Source organism: Rhizobium sp. RHZ01 (assembly GCF_014851595.1).
GTDB lineage: Bacteria > Pseudomonadota > Alphaproteobacteria > Rhizobiales > Rhizobiaceae > Rhizobium > Rhizobium altiplani.
This window is the reverse complement of sequence record NZ_JACUZZ010000001.1, coordinates 420,537-442,350: the sequence shown is the minus strand read 5'-3', so window position 1 is coordinate 442,350 and position 21,814 is coordinate 420,537. Positions and strand designations below refer to the sequence as shown.

The following is a 21,814-nucleotide window of genomic DNA, read 5'->3' as shown; positions in this document are numbered from 1 at the left end:
GGGGCTTGATGAAGAAATTCATGAATACAGCGGAAACAATGGTCGCCGAAAGCCTCGACGGGTTCGTGCGCGCCCATGAGGACTTCGTTGTGTTCGGCGCTGATCGTAAATCTGTCCGCCGTCGTCACCTCGTTCCGGGCAAGGTGGCAATCATCTCCGGCGGTGGCGCGGGTCACGAACCAATGCATATCGGTTTCGTCGGTCGCGGCATGCTCGATGCAGCATGTGTCGGGCATATCTTCACTTCTCCTACTCCGGACCAGATCGTTGGCGCGATCGAGGAAACGGATACCGGGGCTGGCTGCCTGCTCGTGGTGAAGAACTACGACGGCGATGTCATGAATTTCGAAATGGCGGCAGAGATGGCATCGAGCCGCCACAAGATTGAAATGGTGATCGTGAGCGACGACATCGAAACGGCGCGGACGCAGGACGGGCGCGGCCGACGCGGTGTTGCCGGTACCGTGATCGTTGAGAGACTTCTCGGCGCTGCAGCCGAAAAGGGAATGGCGCTCGCCGAATTGAGAGCCCTTGCCGGTGATCTTTCGCCCCGCGTCAGATCGATGGGTGTCGCTTTGACTGGCGTAACGGTTCCTCACACGCAGCGATCAACCTTTGCGCTCGGCCCGAGTGAGATAGAAATGGGCGTTGGCATTCACGGGGAACCAGGCCACGAGAGAGAGCCCTTCTCCAACGCAGATGCCATCATCACGCATCTGAGCGCGACAGTCTTCAACGAAGTCGCCCCGGTTGCGGACAAGGCATTGCTTTTCGTGAATGGACTTGGCGGCACGCCACCGGCCGAACTTTATCTCGCCTACAATACTGCCCACCGCTTCATGACGGATCATGACCTGAGGATCGTACGCTCGCTGGTCGGCACTTACGCCACCTCCCTCGATATGCAGGGCCTTTCCGTCACGCTCGCCATCCTCAGTGAGGAAGAACTTCTCCTGTGGGATTCGCCCGTTGCGACGGCGGCGTTGCGCTGGGGGTGCTAATTTAGGCTCGAGCAATTGCTCCCGTGGAACTGGGCCGTCAAGCAAATTGCACCGAATGGGGCAGAGCCCCTACATTCAGAACCTCAGGACATCATCGTGAGACACGGAACCACAGAATTTTCCGGCGTTAGGTAGCAAAGAGCACCAAAAGCAGCGTAGGCATCTGATTTACTACAGAAATTGCCGACGTTATGGAGCAAGTGCCACATGCGTCAGGCGGCGCGTTGGGAGCGGCAATGCGCCCACGCTATCGCCTCTACCGACGCGGTCTTACCAGTGTTTCTGGGGTTATCAGATGCAGCCGCTCGTCTTCTTTCGCCAAACTCTCGACATCGCTTGAAAAACCACTTCTACTGAAAAACAGGTAGTGCTTGCCCGTCGCTCCTTCCCCGTAAGTCGTTTTCTCGGATCGCTCACGCAACAATCGGACGTGGCCAAGGTCGATCACGCGCGATCGCCATTTGCATTCGCCATAGAAAAATGCACCATCCAACAATCGCCCCGCGACATCGATGTCGAAATCGGCGTGACCCCAAATCTGGCCAACCTCCTGCGTCGGAACCGCAAGGACCTCCTGCAGATGAAGCCTTGCAAATTGAAGGGTGATCGGCTCGAACGCAATCCCCATATATTCGGAGAACCGAGGCTCCACGACGCGGTCGTAAACCTCCTCGCCAAACCCGCTGCTGATCGCGCTCAGGTTTGGTCGCACGAAACGATGCCAGAACGACATCAGGCTGTCTGCAACGCGATAGCGGCGGTTTCGGCCCTTTTCGTCGGCATCCAGCGATTTCGAATTATCGATCAGATCAAGCGCGAGCAGTTTCGCCAGGTACGGTCCAATACCGTCTGCTTTGACACCCAGTCGGTTTGCGATCTCCGACTTACTGTTGCAACCGTCAGATATAGCCGCAACCACGCTTGAGTAAAAGGACGGCTCTCTGAGTTCGGTCTGCAGCAGCGTGTTCGGTTCGTCGATCAGGGTGCCTGTCTCTGTGAGCAAGAGTTTGATGACGTTGTTGCGGAGCGGTTCCTGAGCGTCGCAAAGCTGAAGATAGTAGGGAATGCCGCCGAAAATCGCATAGGTTCTGATAATGTCGTCGGCCGTGTACTCCGGGAAAAACTTGGCGACGTCGACAAGGGGCAAGGCCTTCATGTCGAGCGACAGGGTTTTTCGCCCGTAAAGCGGGTTCCGTTCCGCCAACAGGTCTTCCATTTGAGAAATGGCAGAGCCGCAAAGGATCAGTTTCATCGCCCCATCTGCAAGTGCGCCGGAATCCCAGAATTTCTGCACGATCGATGGCAGTGCTGGCTCGTTATCAAGCAGATAGGGAAATTCGTCGATCGTGACGATCAATCCCGGATGCTCGCCGGCACGCTCGGCAACATAGTGCAGTACCCCCTCCCAGCTTGACAGGGCTTCGAGCTGTGGCTTTGATCCGATTGCCTTTCCGACATCGGATTTGAACTGTTCCAGGTTCAAAAGTGATGAGACGCGGGTCGCCTGAAAGTAGATTTCTGGGCGGTTCTTGGCGGCCTCCCGAAGGAACCGCGATTTGCCGATCCGCCGTCGGCCAAATACGATGATGAGGGAAGGTCGTTGCGAATCCAATTCGATCCGCACCAGCTTGAGTTCACGTTCGCGCCCGAGAAACTGCATATGCCTTCCTTGTGGTAATTATAATTACCGTAAGCGTGATTACCTTAATCGTGTTTACCTTATTGACGATCAGTTTGTCAAGTTCTGCGCGCTACAGGCTCTCCAAACCGCGTTCGAAGTGCGTGCCTTTACGGCGGCCGGTTTTGAAGATCCGGTAACCGGCAGCTTAAATGCAGGCATCGCTCAATGGTTGATTGGCAGCGGCATCGCTCCTTCGTCATACATTGCCAGCCAGGGTAGCGTCCTTGGACGGGAAGGACGTGTTTATGTGGAGCTGGTCGAAGATCGGATTTGGATCGGTGGCGACGTCACGACTTGTATCGAGGGCGTCGCAGCCGTCTAATTTGAACGCCCGCCAACGAAATTACAGCCTCCGCGGCCTCGGCCGTATGGTTACCGCACTGCCGTATATCGCCAGAGAGAATCGTGCAGTCTCGGTTGGCTTGGTGGAACGCCTCGGAGGCAATAAAAGGGGTCAGTCTCTTACTGCAGCCGAACGTTGCTTCGGTCGAAGAAGTGCAGTCTCTCTGCCTTGGCGGCAATCCGCACCGGGGCGTCGATCTCTATTCTTGATCGGCCCGCGACACGAAAGACAACATTGGCGCCGGTCGGCAGCGTTGCGTGAACGTAGCTTTCAGCGCCGATCAGTTCGACAGCGGCGACGCGCGCCTCTGTAATAAGGGCTGCGGGTTCTGCGCCTTCCGCCAGATAGAAATCCTCTGGGCGGATGCCGATGGTGGCGGTCTCGGCTGGAAGAAGGTCCGGGTTGCTCAATGTCAGGCTCGGATTGTCGGTCGAAAACAGGTTCATCGCCGGCGAGCCGATGAAGGTCGCGACGAAGGTTGTTGCGGGTTTCTCATAGAGCTCGATCGGTGTGCCGACCTGCTCGATCAGGCCGCCGTTCAGGACGACCAGCCGGTCGGCGAGGGTCATCGCCTCCATCTGGTCATGCGTGACGTAAACGCTGGTGGTTGCAAGTGTCCGCTGAAGGCGCTTGATCTCGACCCGCATCTGTACGCGCAGCTTGGCGTCGAGGTTGGAGAGCGGCTCGTCGAAGAGAAAGGCGGCGGGCTCGCGAACGATCGCCCTGCCCATCGCCACGCGCTGGCGCTGGCCACCTGAAAGCTGGCGCGGCTTGCGCTCAAGGTAGGGCTCGATCTCGAGCGAAGCAGCCGCCTTGGCAATGCGCCTGTCGATCTCGTCCTTCGGCGTGTTGCGGTTCTTCAGACCATAGGCGAGGTTCTGGCGCACGGTCATATGCGGATAGAGCGCATAGTTCTGGAAGACCATGGCGATGTCCCGCTCGGAGGGCTCCAGCTCGTTGACCCTACGCCCGCCGATCCCGATCTCGCCAGCAGTGATACTTTCCAGCCCGGCGATCATACGCAGCAGCGTGGACTTGCCGCAGCCCGAGGGGCCGACGAGGACGACGAGTTCGCCGTCGGCAATGTCGAGCGACACGCCCTTGATCACGTCGATGCCGCCGCCATAGGACTTGCGGACGTCGTTAAGCTTGATTCCGGCCATTATTTCTCCGTTTCCACCAGACCTTTGACAAACCAGCGCTGCATGAGCACGACGACGAGGACTGGCGGGATGATTGCCAGGATCGCCGTCACCATCACGAAGTTCCACGGGGTCGCCGCATCAGCAAAATCCACCATCTTGCGCAAGCCGATGATGATCGTCGTCATGCGCGCGTCGTTGGTCACGAGCAGCGGCCAAAGATATTGTGTCCAGCCGTAGATGAAGAGGATGACGAAAAGCGCGGCGATATTGGTGCGCGATAGCGGCAGCAGGATATCGCGCATGAAGCGGAAGGGACCGGCGCTGTCGATACGTGCCGCCTCGACCAGCTCGCCCGGGATCGTCAGGAAGAACTGCCGGAACAGGAAAGTCGCCGTCGCTGACGCCATCAGCGGCAGCGTCAGACCGGCGTAGGTGTCGATCATGCCGAGATCGACGATCACCTTGTAGGTCGGCAGGATACGGACTTCGACCGGCAGCATCAGCGTGATGAAGATCATCCAGAAGAAACCCATGCGGAAGGGAAAACGGAAGAAGACGATCGCGAAAGCCGACAGGAAGGAAATCGCGATCTTGCCGACCGCGATGACGAAGGAAACGACGAAGGTGTTCCAGAGCATCCGCTCGAGACTGACACCGACAGTGCGTTCGACACCACCGAAGAGCGCTTCGCCGTAATTTCCGGAGAAGTGCGCACCCGGCAGTAGCGAGATCGGCGGTCGCAGGATCTCCGCCGAGCTCATCGTCGAGGCGACGAAGGTGTAGTAGATCGGAAAGGCGACGATGACGATGCCGAGGATCAGCATCAGATGGCCGAGAAGCGTGGCCAGGGGACGTTTTTCGATCATCAGCCCGCCTCACCCATAATGTACGCGGCGTTCCACGAAGCGGAACTGGAAGGCGGTCAATGCGATCACGATTGCCATCAGGATGACAGATTGCGCCGCCGAGGAGCCGAGGTTGAGATTGACGAAGCCATCGTTGAAGACCTTGTAGACCAGCGTTTCGGTCGCCCGTGCCGGACCACCTCCGGTAACCGCGTGGATGATGCCGAAAGTGTCGAAGAAGGCGTAAACGGTATTGACCACAAGCAGGAAGAAGGTGGTCGGCGCCAAGAGCGGGAAGACGATCGTCCAGAAACGCCGGGTGCCGCGCGCACCGTCGATCGCCGCCGCCTCGATCAGCGATTTCGGGATCGCCTGCAGCCCGGCGACGAAAAAGAGGAAATTATAGCTGATCTGCTTCCAGGCGGCTGCAACAATCACCAGCAGCATGGCCTGGTTGCCGTTCAAGAGTGGATCCCAGCCGAAGCCGTTTCGGCGCAGCAGATAGGCAAAGGTGCCCATGGCGGGATTGAACATGAAGAGCCAGAGCATGCCGGCAACGGCGGGCGCGACGGCATAGGGCCAAATCAGCAGCGTCCGATACAAGCCCTGCCCGCGCACCACCTTGTCGGCGGCGGTCGCAAGCGCGAGCGCCAGGACCATGGACAGCAACGCCGTCGAGATGCTGAAGACAACGGTTACCTGCAGCGAGTTCAGATAATTCTCGTCAGAAAGAACCGCCCGGAAATTGGCGAGGCCGACAAAACCGCTCTTGAGTCCGAAGGGATCCTCGCGCTGCGTCGACTGGTAGAGCGCCTGGCTTGCCGGCCAGAAGAAGAAGACCACGGTAAGCACGATCTGAGGCGCGACCAGGAGATAGGGAAGGATCTTGTTGGGAAAAACGACACGCTGCAAATGAGGCTCCTGACAAACGGTAGTAACCGCCCGCGGTTTTGACCACGGGCGGCAGGAGACGTCTGTTAGTTGCCCAGGGCTTGCTGGATCGCCGCATTGCCTCGCTCGACCGCCTTGTCGAGGGCCGCTTTGGCATCCTGCTTGCCGGCGAGCATGGCCTCGAATTCCTCGTTCATGATGTCGCGGACCTGAGGCAGGTTGACGAGACGAACGCCCTTGGAATTTTCGGTCGGCGCCTTGCCCATCATCTGCAGGATCGGCGTTTCGCGAGCAGGGTTCTTGTCATAGAAGCCGGACTTCTTCGTGTCCTCGTAGGCCGCCATGGTGACCGGCATGTAGCCCGAAACCTGATGCAGTCGCGCCTGGATCTTGGTCTGGGAGAGGAAATGGAAGAACTCGGCGATGCCCTTGTATTCCGCATCCGACTTGCCGGCGAAGACCCAGAGGCTCGCGCCGCCGGGGATCGTATTTTGCGGCCGCCCCTCCCCATCATAATAGGGCAGTTGACCGATGCCGTAGTTCATCCCCGACTTGACGATGTCGCCGAGGCCACCCGAGGATTCCGTCATGATCGCGCATTCGCCGGAGGTGAAGAGTTGCTTTGCCTCCGAGGTCCTGCCGCCGTATCGGAAGGTGCCGTCCTTGGCGAGATCGGCGATCGCCTGGAAATGCTGGACGAAGAGTGGCGAGTTGAATTCGAGCTTCACATCCGTGCCGCCAAGCCCGTTTTCGTTGGTGCCGTAGGCGACGTTGTTCCAGGCGGCAAGGTTTTCCGTCTGGATCCAGGTCAGCCATGTTGAGGTGAGTCCGCAAGGGGCTGCGCCGCTCGCCTTGATCTTCTTGGCTGCCTCGAAGACATCAGGCCAGGTTTTCGGCGGCGTCTCCGGATCGAGGCCGGCTTTCTTGAAGACATCCTTGTTGTAGTAAAGGATCGGCGAAGAGGAGTTGTAGGGGAAGGACAGCATCGTGCCGTCCGGCTTCGAGTAATAGGCGACGATGCCGGGCAGATATTCAGACTTGTCGAACTTGTAACCGCCCTTCTCCAGCACCTGGGCAGCCGGCATGACGGCGCCCTCTGCCCCCATCATGACGCCGCTACCGGCGTCAAAGACCTGCAGGATTGCCGGTGGCTGCTTGGCGCGGAAGGCGGCGATGCCGGCGTTCAGGGCTTCCGGATAGGTGCCCTTGAACACCGGGACGATCTTGTACTCGCTCTGGCTCTCGTTGAACTCCTTGGACAGCTTTTCGACGACCTCGTTATTGGCGCCTGCCATGGCATGCCACCATTGCAGTTCGGTCACCGCAAAGGCGTGCTGGGCACCGGCCGAAAGGGCCGCGGCTGCGACGGAAACGAAAAGTAGACGTTTGGACATAATTCCTCCCTGTGGTTTTGGCGATCGTCTGCGACCTTTTCCGGACGATCCTCCTCGATCGTTCCGGAAATTCTCTTCTGTCTTTTCCCGAAAGCGGCGAACTCCCGATGCAAAGCTGTGCAATCGAGGAGAACTAGGACGCTTTCGCAATCTGTCGAGCATCGGAGCGAAGATCGCCTCAAAGGCCGGCGATACTCCTCAAATCCTCGATCGCGCCTGGCGCGGCGGCAAGCACCGGCGCGCCTTTCGTGAGCATCTCGCCCTGTGTCGGGAAAGGGTGGTACCAGCCGCCCGCCTCTTTCACCAGGCAATAGCCGGCCATGCAGTCCCAGGCATGCATGTAGGGCTCGTAATAGCCAACCAGCCGGCCCGCCGCGACATAGGCGAGCATCAGCGCGCCGGAGCCGTTGCGCACGAAATTGCCGCCGGCGTCCAGCAGGCTTTCGACCATCTTCCCGACAAAGGCCGGCGTGACGTAGTTGTTGGCACCGATTCCCGTCACCGCGTTGCGAATGTTGCGCGAGGGGTCGAGCGTCAGCGTCTTGCCATTAAGCGTCGCACCCATGCCTGATGCTGCGGCATAGAGTTCGCCGTGGCAGGGCGCGGAAATGACGCCAAGCACGGGAACGTCGTCGTGCAGAAGGCCGATCGAAACACACCAGTTCGGCATGCCGTTGACGAATGGGCTCGTGCCGTCAATCGGATCGACGACCCAGGTGAAGCCCGAGGAGCCATGTTCGAGCCCATACTCCTCGCCGAGGACACCGTCGCCCGGATAGGCTTGATGAAAGCGGGCGCGGATCAGGTTCTCGACTTCGCGATCGGCGATCGAAACGACGTCCTGGGGGTCGCGCTTGGTCTCGATGACGAGGGTTTCGCGCTTCCTGAAATAATCGAGCGCCACTTCGCCTGCCTCACGGGCAACCGCCTCAGCAAGCGCGAGACGGGCTTCGAGACCGGAGATGACATGCGACGTCATGAACTAATATCCTTCTTGTCAAAACGGGATTGGGGTCAACCGATAATGGCGATGCCACGGCTCTTGAAGCCGATCGTCACTTCCGTTCGCGGCGCGAGCGCCTGTTCGACAGCCGGGTCGACGACGAAAAGCGTACCGTTGCTCGTCTTGACCTCGTATTCGACACGGTCGCCAAGATAGGCGGCATGGGTGATCTCGCCATTGAACGATCCATCGGAGGTACGCGGTGCAAGGGTGATGGCGTTCGGACGAATGGCGAGCTGCGCCGGTCCGGTGCGGATGTTGCGGCCAGCAACCCGATGCTGCAGCCCCTCGACGCTGATCGTCGCGCTGTCGCCCTCGACGCCGACGATGTCGCAGGGCAGCACGTTGGCCTCTCCCATGAAGTCGGCGATGAAGGCGGAGGCCGGCGCGTCGTAGAGGTCGCGCGGCGCACCAGCCTGTGCGATCTGGCCATCCTTCATGACAATGATGCGGTCGGAAACGGCAAGGGCTTCGTCCTGGTCATGCGTGACATAGACCGCGGTGAAGCCGAGACGCTGCTGAAGATCGCGGATCTCAGTGCGCACCCGCCGGCGAAGGCGGGCGTCGAGATTGGAAAGCGGCTCGTCGAGCAGCAGGACCTGCGGCTCCAGCACCAGGGCGCGGGCGACGGCGACGCGCTGTTGCTGGCCACCGGAAAGCTCGGCCGGCAGGCGCTGGCCCATGCCGGCGAGACCGACCAGCTTCAACCCCTCCTCCGCCCGCTCGCGGGCCTCCTTGCGGCGAATGCGGGAGGATTCGAGGCCATAGGCGACATTATCGAGCGCCGTCATGTGCGGAAACAGCGCGTAGGACTGGAACACCATCGAGACGTCGCGCTCGTTAGCCGGAAGGGCCGTGACATCCTTGCCGCCGATCAGGATCCGGCCGGCCGAGGGATGCTCCAGTCCGGCCAGCATGCGCAGCGTCGTCGTCTTGCCGCAGCCCGATGGTCCGAGCAGCGTGACGAGCGTACCCGGCTCGATGGTCAGCGAAAGATCAGGGATGGCTGTGAAGGCACCGAAGGTCTTGCGGACATTTTCGAAGACGACGGAACCGGCGGCGGTGTTGCTCATGCGGTTTTCTCCTGACCGAGAGGCGCGGAAGCGGCTTTACCGGCAAGCGCGACGCGGTTTTCGCGCCGCAGCCGGCGCTCGCCGACGAGAAGCTGGAAGCCGGCGATGATGGCGATCATCACCAGGATAAGCGCCGAGGAATAGGCGATCGCCACGCCGTATTCGCCGTTCTCGACAAGGCCGACAATATAGGCGGTGGACATGTTGTACTTCGCGCTGACCAGAAAGATGACCGCGCTGATCGAAGTGATTGCGCGGACGAAGGAATAGACGAGTGCTGCGGTGATTGCTGGCCGAAGCAGCGGCAGGATAACCCTGCGGATGGTGCGGAAGCTGTCGGCGCGCAGTGTCAGCGACGCCTCGTCGAGGCTCTTGTCGAGCTGGCTCATGGCCGCCACGCCGCCGCGCACGCCGACCGGCATGTTGCGGAAGACGAAGCAGGCGACGAGGATCAGCGCCGTGCCGGTCATTTCGAGCGGCGGCAAGTTGAAGGCCATGATGTAGCTGATGCCGATAACGGTGCCGGGAATGGCAAAGCTCATCATCAGCGCAAATTCGAAGAGGTTGCGGCCGACGAACCGCTGGCGAACGATCAGATAGGCCGTCAAGAGGCCGACGGCTGCTGTCAGCGGCGCGGAGATCAGGGCGATCTCCATGGTCGTCCAGAAGGAGTTCCAGGCGACGCCCGTCCAGGCAATGCCGCCATCGTCGCGCCAGCCGATCGAGAAGGCCTTCACGTAGTGCTCGACGGTAAGCGTGTTGTCGAGGCCCCAGGTGCGGACAAAGCCGCCGAAGAGGATCATCGCGTAGACGACGATGGTGAAGATCATCCAGGGAATGACGATCGCATGCACGCCGATTGAAAGTCCGCGCGGCAGGGCGATATGGGCGCCCGAATCCCCCTTGCCCGTAACGGTCGCGAAACTCTTGCCGGCGAGCCAGAAGCGCTGCGCGATGAAGGCCGACATGGTGAAGAGAAGCAGGATCATCGCAAGGACGGCGGCCCGTGACGGATCGTTCTGCGAGCCGACGACGGCGAAGAAGATCTCCGTCGACAGCACGCCATGGCTGCCACCAAGCACCATCGGATTGCCGAAATCCGCCATGCTCTCGATGAAGGCGATCAGAAACGCGTTGGCGAGACCGGGCTTCATCAGCGGCAGCGACACCCGCCAGAAGGTGCGCCAGCGGTCGGCACGCAAGGTTTGAGATGCCTCCTCCATCGAGGGGCTGACGCCTTCCACCACGCCGATGAGCACAAGGAAAGAGATCGGCGTGAAGGAAAGTACCTGGGCGATCCAGATGCCCGTCAACCCATAGAGCCAGCGGCCCGGTTCCGCGCCAAGAAGAGTTGCCACCGTTTGGGTGACGACGCCGGCACGCCCGAAGAGCAGCGTCAGCGCCAGACCGACGACGAAGGGCGGCGTGATGATCGGCAAGATCGTCAGCAGCCTTAACCCCTTCTTGAAGGGGAACCGCGTGCGCGTCGCAACCAGCGCAAAGCAGAGGCCGAGAAGCGTCGCGCCGCTGGCCGTCAGGATCGCGAGCCAAAGCGTGCGCCAGGCGACGCCGCACCGATCGCCACCAACCACGCAGTCGAGACTCCAGACGGACGAGTCCTGAATATTGGTCACGAACCCGCTCGGATCAAAGGACCCATCGAAGGCCTGAAAGGCGCCGACGAACATGCTGCCTACCGGGTAGAAGACAAAGATTGCGACCAGCACGATCAACATGACGATGGCGCCGACAAGAAAGGCATCACCTTTCATGACGCCGCGTTCGGCAAGCCCGAAGGAAAAGAGAAGCACGAAAACGATGCCGGCAAGGATGGCGCCGGCACCCATCGAGGGCTGCCCATCGTTGAGCGTACCGAAAAGCACTTCGCTGATCGTCCAGCTCCAGCCGGAGAGGGTAATTGCCAATCCCTGCAGCGCCAGGAAGGCAAAGCCGAGGCCACCTGCCACGGCAAGCAGCCGACCGCGGCGGATCGGATCGGACATCAGGCGCGCCGAGCCGCCCGCCAACAGGAACGCAAGGGCGCCGGCAAGCCACCAGCGTCCGTGCATCAATATCTGCAAAACGCCAGGCGCGGCGGCAGGGTCAGCTGGAAAGCCCGAAAGCCAGCCGAAGCTGTAAAAGCCACCTTCGATCCGGTACCACGGAAAGAGAACGAAGGCAGCAAGGCCGAGAAGAAGAGCGACATCGAGCCGTCGATTGCTATGTGTCATGGTCGGGTCCGCGTCTTCATCCGGTTTCAGTTTTGCCTTCGGGCCGAACATAGTCCGGCCCGGGCACGGGCGAAGTCAGGTTCAGTTCGCCTTGGCGCCGATCTCCTTGTCCCAGCGAGCAAGAAGCGCCTTGCGAACATCGGGATCGCCGTATTTCGCGAAATCGTAATCGATGAGCTTGATGTCCTCGAACTTCGGCGCCTCCTTCGGCACCTCGGCGGATTTGTTGGACGGAAGCTGATAGGACTTCGCCTCCTTCATGTGCGACTGCGCTTCGGCGGAAAGCGCCCAATCGTACCATTTCTTGGCGTTTTCCAGGTTCTTGGCGCCCTTGACGATCGACATCGAGCCGATTTCGTAGCCCGTGCCTTCGCATGGCGCGACGGCCTTGACCGGGAAGCCCTCGACGGTCTGGGCGACCGCGTCGTGCATGAAGACGATACCGATGGTGGATTCACCGCGCGCGGCCGCCTTTACCGGCGCCGAACCGGACTTGGTGTATTGAGAAACGTTGGCGTTCAGCTTCGAGAGATAATCGAAAGCCTTGTCCTCGCCCATGATCTGCACCAGCGTGGCAAGCGTGTTATAGGAGGTGCCGGACGAATTCGGATTGGCGATCTGGATCTCACCCTTGTAGCTCGCATCGAGCAGGTCAGCCCAGCATTTCGGCTCCTTCAGCCCCTTCTTGGCAAGGATTTCAGAGTTGTAGCCCCAGCCGAGCGCGCCGGCATAAACGCCGACGGTGCGGAACTTGGCGCTCTCGGCCTGCTTCTTGGCCCAGTCTTGGAGCTGATCGAAAAGCGGCGACTTGTATTCCTGGGTCAGGCCTTCGGCGGCTGCCTGGAGATGGGGATCGCCGGTGCCGGCCCACCAGATATCCGTCTTCGGGTTGCGTGCCTCGGCACGGATCTTCGCATAGGTCTCGCCAGCCGACAGGCGAACCATGTTCACCTTTATGTCGGTCTGCTTCTCGAACAGAGCCTTCATCAGGTCGCAGACCTGCGAATCTGCCGAGCAGATGACATTGAGATCGCCGGCGGCATGAGCCGAAAAGGCAACAAAGGATATACCCGCGGCAAGCAATGCCGCGGCCAACTTGACCGGTCGCATGATTTCCTCCTGGTTGTGACGGCGCCTCCACGCCGCTCGCTTTTGCAAGCGTGTGCAGAGCTTGCATACGGGCAAAATAACTGTCAACTCGTTTTTCGCAAAACTGTCATAAAAGTCTTCGTGCAAGACCGCTTGCACGCACGTGCAACAAACGGCTAAGAAAAGACCGTGCGGGAGGGAAAGGTGCGGTCCAAAATTTTCGTTAGTGCACAGGAAGTCGCCGAAAGGGCCGGCGTATCGCGTTCCGCCGTCTCGCGAACCTTCACCCCGGGAGCGAGCGTCTCGGCAGAGACGCGCGAACGGGTGCTGCGGGCGGCAGAGGAGCTCGGCTACCACGTCAACCATCTTGCCCGAGGCCTGATGCGCAACGAAAGCGGCATCGTCTGCCTTATCGTTTCCGAGGTCGCGACGCCGTACCGGTCGGCGCTGCTCAGGGAGCTGACGCTGCAGCTGCAGAATGCCGGCAAGGTGGCGATGTTCATCAACACGGATCGCTCCGACGGCAGCGTCGACCGGGCGCTGCAACAGGCCATCCGTTATCGCGCCGATGCATCGGTCATTCTTTCCGGACTTCCCGACAAGTCGATAACGCAGCTTTGTCTGCGCAATGGCCAGCGCCTGGTGCTGATCAACCGCGACGACGATCAGCCTGGCCCGCTCAGGATCAACCTCGACGACGACGAGGCCGGCGGACGCATCCTGACTGCCTTCGTGCGGGCCGGCTGCCGCCGGCTTGCCTTTGCCAATTCCGAAGCGGGGACGCCTAGTCTCATGGGGCGCGAGCGCGGATTCGTTGCCGGCGCGCGCGCGCTTGGAATGGATGTCATCGTCGAACGTCACGGCTGGACGGGCTATGAGGCCGGGCGCGTTCTCGCCCATCGCCTGCTGACGGCCAAGGAGCGGCCCGATGCCGTCTTCTGCGCCACCGACCTTCTGGCCTGCGGTTTCATGGATGCGGCACGCCACCAGTTCGGCCTGTCCATTCCGGACGAACTCTGCGTCGCCGGCTTCGACGATATCGAGCAGGCGTCCTGGTCATCCTACGAACTGACGACATTCGCACAGCCGGTCGCCGAAATCGCTTCAAGGGCCGTCGAATGGTTGACCAAGTTCGAGCGGGAGGACGGCCAAGGCGACGTTCAGTCCATCAGGTTGAAGGCCGAACTGCTTTGGCGAAAGTCTATTCGCGCCAGGAAGTCATGACACCGCTACCGGCACTGCGAGCATGCTGCGCAGACGCGCAACGTCGCCCATACCGGCTCGGGGCTGGCGCCGCGACATGACGTCCTGACCACGATCGTCCCCCACAAAATGGGTCGGCCCTTGATGCGGGCGGTCGAACACCGGATGGCGAAGGTCGACAGCGACAAGGACGATATGGTGCCGGCATCCCTTGTCCGGCCAGGCGAGAGGCAAGGGGTCGTCCATGCCCCTTGGCGCAGAACCGTCAGCTTATCACGAGATGTCCTGGCGAAACGGTTCGATATTCGCGCCGTCCAGCCTCGTATTCGACAGGCCGGATCGGGCTCTTCAGCTCCTCGACAACAGCCATTCGTTTCTGGCGGCGACGGTCCGGATCCGGCACCGGAACCGCGGCCATGAGTTTCTTGGTGTAGTCGTGTTGCGGGTTGCCGAAGACTGCCGCGCGCGGGCCGATTTCGACGATCTCGCCGAGATACATGACCGCCACACGGTGGCTGACGCGTTCGACGACCGCCATGTCATGCGAAATGAACAGGAAGGCGAGATCGAGGTTGTGCTGCAGATCGAGCATCAGGTTGATGACCTGCGCCTTGATGGACACGTCGAGTGCCGAGACACTTTCATCAGCGACGATGACCCTCGGTTTAAGTGCCAAGGCCCGGGCGATACAGACGCGCTGTCGCTGGCCGCCAGAGAATTCATGCGGGTAACGTCTTGCCATATCGGGTGTCAGCCCGACCTTCAGGAGCATGTCAGCGACGACGTCCTTTGCCTCTCTTGCTGTGCCCATCTTGTGCTCGAGGTAGGGTTCGGCAATCGCCTGGCCGACGGTCATGCGTGGGTTGAGCGATGCAAACGGGTCCTGGAAGATCATCTGCACAGACTTGCGCATATCGCGCATCCCGCGCTTGTCGAGAGCGAGAACGTCGCGTCCTGCGACCAGCACGGATCCCGAATCCGGTTCGATCAGCCGCATGATGGCGCGCCCTGTGGTTGATTTGCCACAACCGGACTCGCCGACCAGCGACAGCGTCTCGCCGGCGAAAAGGTCGAAGGAAACGTTCTCGACGGCATGCACGCGGCCGCTCAGTCGTCCAAACAGCCCCGAGTGGATGTCGAACCGCTTGGTGAGCCCCTTCACCTCAAGGATCGGCTTGTCCTTGGATACGGTGTCAGGCACTTCGACCTGCTTGTCCGTTTCACCGGTTGCGGTGTTGACAACAGGAAAGCGCAATGGCCGCGCATAGGCCTGCATTGATCCAAGCACCGGGACGGCAGACAGCAGGGCGCGGGTGTAGGGATGCTTTCCACGGTGGAAGATGTCGGCGGTGGCACCGGTTTCCACCTGCTCACCGCGATACATGACGACTGTGCGGTCAGCAATTTCGGCAACGACGCCCATGTCGTGAGTGATGAACAGGACCGAGGTCCCCTGCTCGTCCTGCAGCATCTTGATGAGATCGAGGATCTGCCCCTGGATCGTTACGTCGAGTGCCGTCGTCGGTTCGTCGGCGATCAAGAGCTTTGGCCTGGAAGCCAGAGCCATGGCGATCATCACGCGCTGGCGCATGCCGCCGGAGAAGCGATGCGGGTATTCATCGAAACGAGATGCGGCGGACGGGATGCGGACCTTTTCCAGCAACCGGATCGTCTCCGCCTTCGCCTCGGCCTTCGACATCGCCTGGTGGCACAGCAATGCCTCCGAGATCTGGTCGCCAATGGTAAAGAGCGGATTGAGGCTCGTCATCGGTTCTTGAAAGATCATCGAGACGTCGTTGCCGCGGACCTTTCGCATCTCATTTTCGGAAAGCGACAGCAGGTCGCGGCCACCCAGCATGATTTTGCCCTCGATGCGGCTCGAATCGGGCTGCAGGAGCCGCATGATCGAGAGCGACGTGACACTCTTGCCCGAGCCGCTTTCGCCGACGATCGCGACCGTTTCTCCCGGTGCCACAGAGAAGGAAACATCCCGCACGACGGGTTTCAATCCGCCATCCACCAGAAACGAGGTGGTCAGGTTCTGGACAGACAGAACCGGATCGACGGACCTTGCAGTGCTTGTCTCTGTGGCGCTCATGATCGTTCCCTTCCTTCTATCGTTTGTCGCCTGTCGGTCCTCAGTCCGGCCAGCGCAGCATGCCGTCAAATCGATGCTTGCTGCGGTTTTCGAACGGCGTGGCGATGATCTCGTTCGAGGCACGAGCCTTGTTGAGCTCTTCTGCAAGGCGGACGGCGACGATCTCTTCCTGGCCAGGGTGCAGGTTGCAGGGATCGAGATAGAAATGCTGATGCTCGACCTCATGGTCGCGCACGATGACCGGCGGGTTGCCTTGCGACAGAGCGGCAGCGAGATCCCAGGCGGTGATGTGTGCCTCCGTCGGCGATATGACCACCCGCAAGCGGTCAAGCGGATTGTTGGTAGGATCGGGCTCGATCAGTGCCGTCACGCCTGGGCGATCGTCCAGTTCGTTCTTCCAGAGGTTCAGGCAGGCGGTCTCACGTTCCCGGATAGCCGCATGATCGCGCTTTTCCCAAGCTTCTAGCGCAGCCATGACGCCATAGACGCTTTCCTTGCCGACTTTCATGCCGCGGCCGATCCCCATGTTCTGCAGGAAGGCGCTGCGCACCAATTCCTTATTGCCAGCGACGATGCCGGAGGTCGGGCCGCCGAGGAACTTGTGGCCGGAATAAAGCGCGATATCGGCTCCTTGCGCCAGGAAGAGCTTGAGATCGTATTCGGAGGCCGCATCAACGATCACCGGAACGCCCTTCGCATGGGCGATCTCGACAAATTCGGTAAGATGAAGCAAGCCGTAGTCGACAACATGATGCGACACGACATAGACGGCCGCCGCCGTTTTCTCGGTAATGGCATTTTCCATATGAAAACGATGCGTCGAGGTTGCCTGCCCAATCAGGACGACCTTGCCCCCGGCGAGGCGGATGGCCTGATCAACCGGCGCGCCGTAACTGACAACATGGCCCATCTGCACGAGGACTTCGTTCTTCTCGGGAGAGACATCGGGCAATTTCTCGATGGCCAGGAGATTGTCGCCGGTGATGGCGCCGGCGACGGCGAGGCTTATGCCGGCCGAGCACGATGCGGTGACAAAGCCAGCTCCACCACCAGTCAGCCGTGCGATGACGCTGCTTGCCTTGCGTTGCAGGTCGTTGATCTCGACGAACTGCGGCAGAATCGCTGCCATCGCCTCTATCGCTTCCGGCACGACGATCGATGCGCCGAGGCTTGTCATGGTGCCGGACACGTTGATGACCGGGCGCAGGCCGATCTTGGTGCGGATATCATCGGACATTCTATTTCTCCAGAGTGGCGGCAGGTTGCGAATTGCCATCGACAGTTATGCCATAGTAATGTAATAGCTTCTCGTTATCAGACGAGGAGCGTTGAATTGGACACCAAGACCTCATCCGCAGCCCCCCTCTATGAGGCCGCATCGATCGAGGCGGCCGACGCAAAAGGCGCGCGGCGCTCTCGCGTCAGCGGTATTGACCGTGCCTTGCAGGTAATTGATTATCTTTACGAAACCGGTTCTCCAGCGGGTGCTTACGCGATTGCCAAGGCAGTCCGGGCTCCGCTTTCCACCGTCTACGTTATCATCGACGACCTGGTCGAAAAGAACATGCTGGCTCGCAACTCGGATGGGTCGATCTGGCTTGGTTCGCGCCTCTATCATTATGGCCTCGCCTATGCCCGGTCGCTGGACTTCATGAGCGTTGCCACGCACGAGATGCACGATCTCTGCCGGCAAGCCGGCGAAACCGTGCAGGTCTGCGGTCGCGACGGCGATTACATGCTTGTGCTTGCGATGGCGGACGGCCCAAGCCATTTTCAGGTTGCCTCGCGTGTCGGCACGCGCGTGCCATTGAACTGGACGGCGTCCGGCAGGCTTCTTGTCGGCCACCTGCCCGAGAACGAGCGGGTAGAATTGTTCAAGCGCTGCGCCCGCACCTCGCCGACCGGGCGCGCTGAGATCGATGCGCGCACGCTTTCTGATGCCGCAGGCAAGGCTTTCGGGGAGCGACTGTCTATCCAGGTCGCCGAGTCGGACTACGCGGTTGCCTGCATCGCTTCGCCGGTCTGCGACCGGGAAGGCCAATGCGTTGCCACCATTTCGATCGTCCTGCCCGAACAGAAGGTTCTGTCCGACGAAAGCCATTACACCGAACAGGTGCGAGCTTCGGCGGAGCGGATCGAGAAGTTGATGGGATGGCGCAACCACTGACCTGACCTCCTCAGTCGTTGAGCGAGACGATCGCCTCGATCTCGACAGTGATGTTGCCTGGCAGGGAGCCGAAGCCAACGGCGGAGCGAGCATGCTGACCGGCCTCGCCGAAAACCTCGATAAGGAGGTCCGAGCATCCATTGATGACGCTTGGATGGTTTTCGAAGTGCGGCACGGCATTGACCATGCCGAGCAGCTTGACCACCCGCTTCACCCGGGAGAGGTCGCCGAGCGCGTCGTGCATGACGGCCAGCAGGTTGATGCCGGTGAGCCGTGCATGCTGATAGGCTTCTTCGGTGCTCACTTCGCTGCCAACCTTGCCGGCGTGCAGATGACCGTCCGCTTCCCGCGGGCCCTGACCCGACAGATAGAGGATGTTGCCTTCGCGAACATGGGTAATGAAGTTGGCGATGGGCGGGGGAGCTGATGGCAGCGTAATGCCGAGCGCCGCGAGGCGCTCGTAGGGTGTCTGTACCGCTGCTGCGGCCTCTGCTGGGGACGTGTCCACGTCTGCTCCTATCATGCGGTTTGGACCTTCCGTTCAGCGCCACGAATAGCCGTGGCTGTGACGGACGAGCTTGCGGGCACGCGGGATATAGCGGCTGGCCGCGATCGCCTCCGATCCGATCACCGCATATCGCGGTTCAAACAGCTTCTGCAGGCGGGAAACGTCGCCGTTGGAGTCGGTCGCTTCGAGATCGGCATCGATGAGGTCGAAGATCGTGAAATCCGCCCTCTCGCCAACACAAAGACGGTTTTCCATCGACAGCTTGATGACCGAGGCCGGTGCGTGCGTCACAGCCTCCACGACCTTGTCGAAGGGCATGCCGACGGACAGGAGCTTCGACATGGTGGTCGCGAGGTCCCAGACCGGGAAATTCATCGAATGACCATGCAGGTCGGTCGAGATGGAGAACGGCAGAAGGCCGCGTGCGATGGCTGCTTCCGCCACCTTGAAGGAGAAGGATGCGCCGCCATGGCCAATGTCGAGGCGAATACCTTCGCCAGCGCAACGTTCGGCGAGATTGAAGAGGTCCTCGTCTTCCATGATGCTCGACCCGGCCTTGCCGTTGAAGCAATGGGTAACGACGTCTCCGGGACCGAGGATCTCAAGCACTTCATCATAGAGCGCTGGCGGCTCGCCGACATGGACCATCATCGGGATCTTGAGGATCTTGGCGATCTTCTTGCCGAGCTTGACAGGCGTGACACCCCACGACCCGGTGATGACATGGCTCGCCCGTACCTTCAGGCCGACGATGTGTTCGCTATTCTCAGCATAGCATTCAAGAATGCGGTCGAGGTCGATGTCTCTGATATCGCGCAGCTCGGCAACGCGGTTGCAGGCGACAAGGCCGATCGAGCCAAGGTTCAGGAAAGCCTTGATGCGCTCTCTCGACGGCTCGATGATATATTCGCGGAAGCCGTGGAAGTTGGCTTCCCCCGCTGATCCGGCATCAACCAGCGTCGTGACGCCTCGCTCGGCGCCGCATTCCGACGGACGGATCGAAATGTCGGTGCCGCCATGCCAGATATGGACGTGAAGATCGACCCAGCCGGGCGAGATCCAGGCTCCCTTGGCGTCGACGCGCGCGGCATCTGCTGGCGCGGCAAGCGACGGGCCGATTGCGGAGATCCTGCCGTCTGCGCCGACAAGGATGTCCGTCGTGCTGCTGGAGGGGGAAGCCGCGTCGAAAGCCATGGGCTTTACATTGGTGATGAGGAGCGGCTTGCCCGCTTTTTCACCGGTCATTCTAAAGGTCCTTTCGAAGTCTTGGATCGAGCATGTCCCGTAGACCGTCGCCAACCATTTGCAGCGACAGTACGGAGAGGATGATGGCGAAGCCCGGGAAATAGGTCATCCAGTCGGCCTGGCCGATATATTGACGGCCGGCTGCGATCATGGTTCCCCAGGTCGGGATTTCGGGGCTGACGCCGAGGCCGAGGAAGGAAAGTCCGGCTTCGGCCAGCATGGCGCTGGCAAACAGGAAGGTGCCCTGCACCAGGATCGGCGACAGAAGATTGCGAAGCACATGCCGCGTCATGATATGGAAGGTGGAAATGCCGAGCGCCTGCGCGGCCTCCACATAGGGTAGCTCGCGGATGACCAGGGTCGAGGCGCGAACGATACGCGCCAGGCGCGGCGAGTAGACGATCGACAGGGCAACGATGACCGTCGTCAGCGATGGCCCGAGAGCTGCGACAAGCGCGATAGCCAGGAGAATGTCGGGAAAAGACATCATCGCGTCGATCAGGCGGGCGATGGGCGTATCGAGTTTCTGGAAGAAGCCGGCGAGCAGACCGAGCGTGACACCGATCAATGCAGAGAGCACGACAACGGCGGCGCCGACCAACAGCGACAGCCGCCCGGCATAGATGGTGCGTGAAAACACATCGCGGCCGAACTCGTCGGTGCCAAACCAGAACATTTCACTCGGTGGCTTGAGCCGGTTGACGATCGACAGCTTCGAGGGAGAGTACGGCGCAATCCAGGGCGCCAATGCCGCCAACAGCACGAAGATTGTGAGCACGATGATGCCGGCGGCGACCGTCTTGCGTCTCAACAGGCGGCGAAGAAATTTGCTGCGCTCAGTTGCGGCGGGTCTCTCGGTGGTGGTTACGATATCAGCCATCAGTAGCGCACCCTTGGATCGACCAGCAGATAGAGCATGTCGATTGCGAAATTGATGAGGACGTAGAGGCCGGCAATGACCAGCAGTGCGCCCTGGATGACGGGGTAGTCGCGTCTGAGAACGGCAGAGACGACGAGATTGCCGACCCCCGGAAGGCCAAACACGGTCTCCGTTACAACAGCACCTGAAATCAGCACGGCGGCAGTGAGGCCAAGCACTGTCAGGATCGGGATCAAGGCATTCTTCAGCGCATGCTTGAGGACAACCTTGCGTTCGACCAGCCCCTTGGCGCGCGCGGTGCGAATGTAATCGTCGCCGAGCACATCAAGCATCGAGGCGCGCGTGAAGCGCAGGATCAGCGCCGAGGAGACAAGACCGAGGGCGAAGGAAGGCAGCGTCAGGTGGTACATGCGCTCAAGAAAGGACGCGCCGGGGCCGCCGTATCCGGAGACAGGAAACAGGTTCAGGCGCACGGCGAAGAACTGCATGAGAATGAGGCCGAGCCAGAAGCTCGGGATGCTTGCGGCCAGCATGGCGATGGTGGTCGACAACTGATCTATGAACGAGCCGCGTCGGTAGGCGGCATAGATGCCGATCGGCAGTGCGACGACACTTGCAATCAGGAGCGAGAAGATCGTCAGGAAGAAGGTAGGTTCTGCCCGTTCGAGAAGCGCCGAGGTCACCGGCATGTTGAGGAAGATCGACTGGCCAAGATCCCCCTTCAGAAGCTGTCCTATATAGAAGAAGTATTGAACAACGATCGACTGGTCGAGACCGAGGCGCGCGCGCAATTCGGCAACGTCCTGTGTGGTTGCATCAGGGCCGAGCATGACTGCGGCGGGGTCGCCGGGCGTCACACGCACGATCACGAAGACAATCGTGACGACGAGAAACATCACAACGATCATGCCAAGAAGGCGCTGTAGGATGTAGCGTATCATGGAAAGCGGCTCCTGTGTCCAAACACAGCACGATCGTGGACGGATGCCGGCCTCAGGACCAGCACCCGGCACACGG

General features: G+C 60.5%; 19 protein-coding genes and 1 pseudogene. 4 read left to right on the top strand and 16 right to left on the bottom strand.

Annotated elements, in window-relative coordinates; genetic code table 11:
• Nucleotides 1-8 precede the first annotated feature (8 nt).
• Nucleotides 9-1,001 carry a dihydroxyacetone kinase subunit DhaK gene (locus IB248_RS02000; RefSeq protein ID WP_192240160.1) on the top strand — a complete coding sequence of 331 codons (993 nt, stop codon included), beginning with the start codon at nt 9-11 and terminating at the stop codon, nt 999-1,001.
• Nucleotides 1,002-1,257: 256 nt separating this feature from the next.
• On the opposite strand, the gene IB248_RS01995 is transcribed toward IB248_RS02000, so the two are convergent.
• A complete protein-coding gene (locus tag IB248_RS01995; protein ID WP_192240159.1) occupies nt 1,258-2,661 on the bottom strand; it encodes an ATP-binding protein in 1,404 nt (467 codons plus the stop codon).
• Nucleotides 2,662-2,773: 112 nt separating this feature from the next.
• Between IB248_RS01995 and IB248_RS01990 the strand changes: the two are divergent.
• A pseudogene (locus IB248_RS01990) lies at nt 2,774-3,004 on the top strand (phenazine biosynthesis protein PhzF); the annotation flags it as partial.
• 140 nt (nt 3,005-3,144) lie between these two features.
• Here IB248_RS01990 and IB248_RS01985 read toward each other — a convergent pair.
• The 8 genes from IB248_RS01985 to IB248_RS01950 all read right to left on the bottom strand — a co-directional run bounded on the left by IB248_RS01985 (nt 3,145) and on the right by IB248_RS01950 (nt 12,717).
• Nucleotides 3,145-4,188 (bottom strand): sn-glycerol-3-phosphate import ATP-binding protein UgpC, encoded by a 1,044-nt coding sequence (locus IB248_RS01985; protein WP_192240158.1) that lies wholly within the window; start codon nt 4,186-4,188, stop codon nt 3,145-3,147.
• Nucleotides 4,188-5,036: a sn-glycerol-3-phosphate ABC transporter permease UgpE gene (gene ugpE / locus IB248_RS01980; RefSeq protein ID WP_025658489.1), complete on the bottom strand. Its 849-nt coding sequence runs from the start codon at nt 5,034-5,036 to the stop codon at nt 4,188-4,190. The genes IB248_RS01985 and ugpE overlap by 1 nt, the downstream gene beginning before the upstream one ends.
• 9 nt (nt 5,037-5,045) lie before the next feature.
• On the bottom strand, nt 5,046-5,927 hold the full coding sequence (gene ugpA / locus IB248_RS01975; protein WP_192240157.1) for a sn-glycerol-3-phosphate ABC transporter permease UgpA: 882 nt from the start codon (nt 5,925-5,927) through the stop codon (nt 5,046-5,048).
• Nucleotides 5,928-5,992: 65 nt separating this feature from the next.
• Complete coding sequence (gene ugpB, locus IB248_RS01970; RefSeq protein ID WP_192240256.1) at nt 5,993-7,303, bottom strand: sn-glycerol-3-phosphate ABC transporter substrate-binding protein UgpB; 1,311 nt, start codon at nt 7,301-7,303, stop codon at nt 5,993-5,995.
• 175 nt (nt 7,304-7,478) lie between these two features.
• Nucleotides 7,479-8,279, bottom strand: a complete 801-nt coding sequence (locus tag IB248_RS01965) for an inositol monophosphatase family protein (RefSeq protein ID WP_169679839.1) — start codon at nt 8,277-8,279, stop codon at nt 7,479-7,481.
• A 35-nt stretch (nt 8,280-8,314) separates the two neighbouring features.
• Nucleotides 8,315-9,376: an ABC transporter ATP-binding protein gene (locus tag IB248_RS01960; RefSeq protein ID WP_169679842.1), complete on the bottom strand. Its 1,062-nt coding sequence runs from the start codon at nt 9,374-9,376 to the stop codon at nt 8,315-8,317.
• Nucleotides 9,373-11,607, bottom strand: a complete 2,235-nt coding sequence (locus tag IB248_RS01955) for an iron ABC transporter permease (RefSeq protein ID WP_192240156.1) — start codon at nt 11,605-11,607, stop codon at nt 9,373-9,375. The genes IB248_RS01960 and IB248_RS01955 overlap by 4 nt, the downstream gene beginning before the upstream one ends.
• Nucleotides 11,608-11,688: 81 nt before the next feature.
• A complete protein-coding gene (locus tag IB248_RS01950; protein ID WP_192240155.1) occupies nt 11,689-12,717 on the bottom strand; it encodes an ABC transporter substrate-binding protein in 1,029 nt (342 codons plus the stop codon).
• A 183-nt stretch (nt 12,718-12,900) separates the two neighbouring features.
• Here IB248_RS01950 and IB248_RS01945 point away from each other — a divergent pair, with 183 nt between their 5' ends.
• Nucleotides 12,901-13,920 (top strand): LacI family DNA-binding transcriptional regulator, encoded by a 1,020-nt coding sequence (locus tag IB248_RS01945; RefSeq protein WP_192240154.1) that lies wholly within the window; start codon nt 12,901-12,903, stop codon nt 13,918-13,920.
• Here IB248_RS01945 and IB248_RS01940 read toward each other — a convergent pair.
• Genes IB248_RS01940 through IB248_RS01930 form a run of 3 tightly spaced genes read right to left on the bottom strand, consistent with a single transcriptional unit; the run spans nt 13,915 to nt 17,234 of the window.
• Complete coding sequence (locus IB248_RS01940; protein WP_192240153.1) at nt 13,915-14,145, bottom strand: hypothetical protein; 231 nt, start codon at nt 14,143-14,145, stop codon at nt 13,915-13,917. The two genes, IB248_RS01945 and IB248_RS01940, sit on opposite strands and share 6 nt — an antisense overlap.
• Before the next feature lie 19 nt (nt 14,146-14,164).
• Nucleotides 14,165-15,997: an ABC transporter ATP-binding protein gene (locus tag IB248_RS01935; RefSeq protein WP_192240152.1), complete on the bottom strand. Its 1,833-nt coding sequence runs from the start codon at nt 15,995-15,997 to the stop codon at nt 14,165-14,167.
• 40 nt (nt 15,998-16,037) lie between these two features.
• The gene (locus IB248_RS01930; RefSeq protein WP_192240151.1) at nt 16,038-17,234 is read right to left on the bottom strand and encodes an aminotransferase class V-fold PLP-dependent enzyme; all 1,197 of its coding nucleotides are present in this window, start codon (nt 17,232-17,234) and stop codon (nt 16,038-16,040) included.
• 144 nt (nt 17,235-17,378) lie between these two features.
• On the opposite strand from IB248_RS01930, the gene IB248_RS01925 reads away from it, so the two are divergent.
• Nucleotides 17,379-18,164 carry an IclR family transcriptional regulator gene (locus IB248_RS01925; RefSeq protein ID WP_245267913.1) on the top strand — a complete coding sequence of 262 codons (786 nt, stop codon included), beginning with the start codon at nt 17,379-17,381 and terminating at the stop codon, nt 18,162-18,164.
• Nucleotides 18,165-18,174: 10 nt separating this feature from the next.
• Here the strand turns inward: IB248_RS01925 and IB248_RS01920 are convergent, their stop codons facing one another.
• Genes IB248_RS01920 through IB248_RS01905 form a run of 4 tightly spaced genes read right to left on the bottom strand, consistent with a single transcriptional unit; the run spans nt 18,175 to nt 21,738 of the window.
• Complete coding sequence (locus IB248_RS01920; RefSeq protein ID WP_112667241.1) at nt 18,175-18,687, bottom strand: RidA family protein; 513 nt, start codon at nt 18,685-18,687, stop codon at nt 18,175-18,177.
• 18 nt (nt 18,688-18,705) lie between these two features.
• Nucleotides 18,706-19,917: an amidohydrolase/deacetylase family metallohydrolase gene (locus IB248_RS01915; RefSeq protein WP_192240150.1), complete on the bottom strand. Its 1,212-nt coding sequence runs from the start codon at nt 19,915-19,917 to the stop codon at nt 18,706-18,708.
• Nucleotide 19,918: 1 nt separating this feature from the next.
• Nucleotides 19,919-20,797 carry an ABC transporter permease gene (locus tag IB248_RS01910; protein ID WP_192240149.1) on the bottom strand — a complete coding sequence of 293 codons (879 nt, stop codon included), beginning with the start codon at nt 20,795-20,797 and terminating at the stop codon, nt 19,919-19,921.
• Nucleotides 20,797-21,738 (bottom strand): ABC transporter permease, encoded by a 942-nt coding sequence (locus tag IB248_RS01905; protein WP_029792426.1) that lies wholly within the window; start codon nt 21,736-21,738, stop codon nt 20,797-20,799. The genes IB248_RS01910 and IB248_RS01905 overlap by 1 nt, the downstream gene beginning before the upstream one ends.
• Nucleotides 21,739-21,814 lie beyond the last annotated feature (76 nt).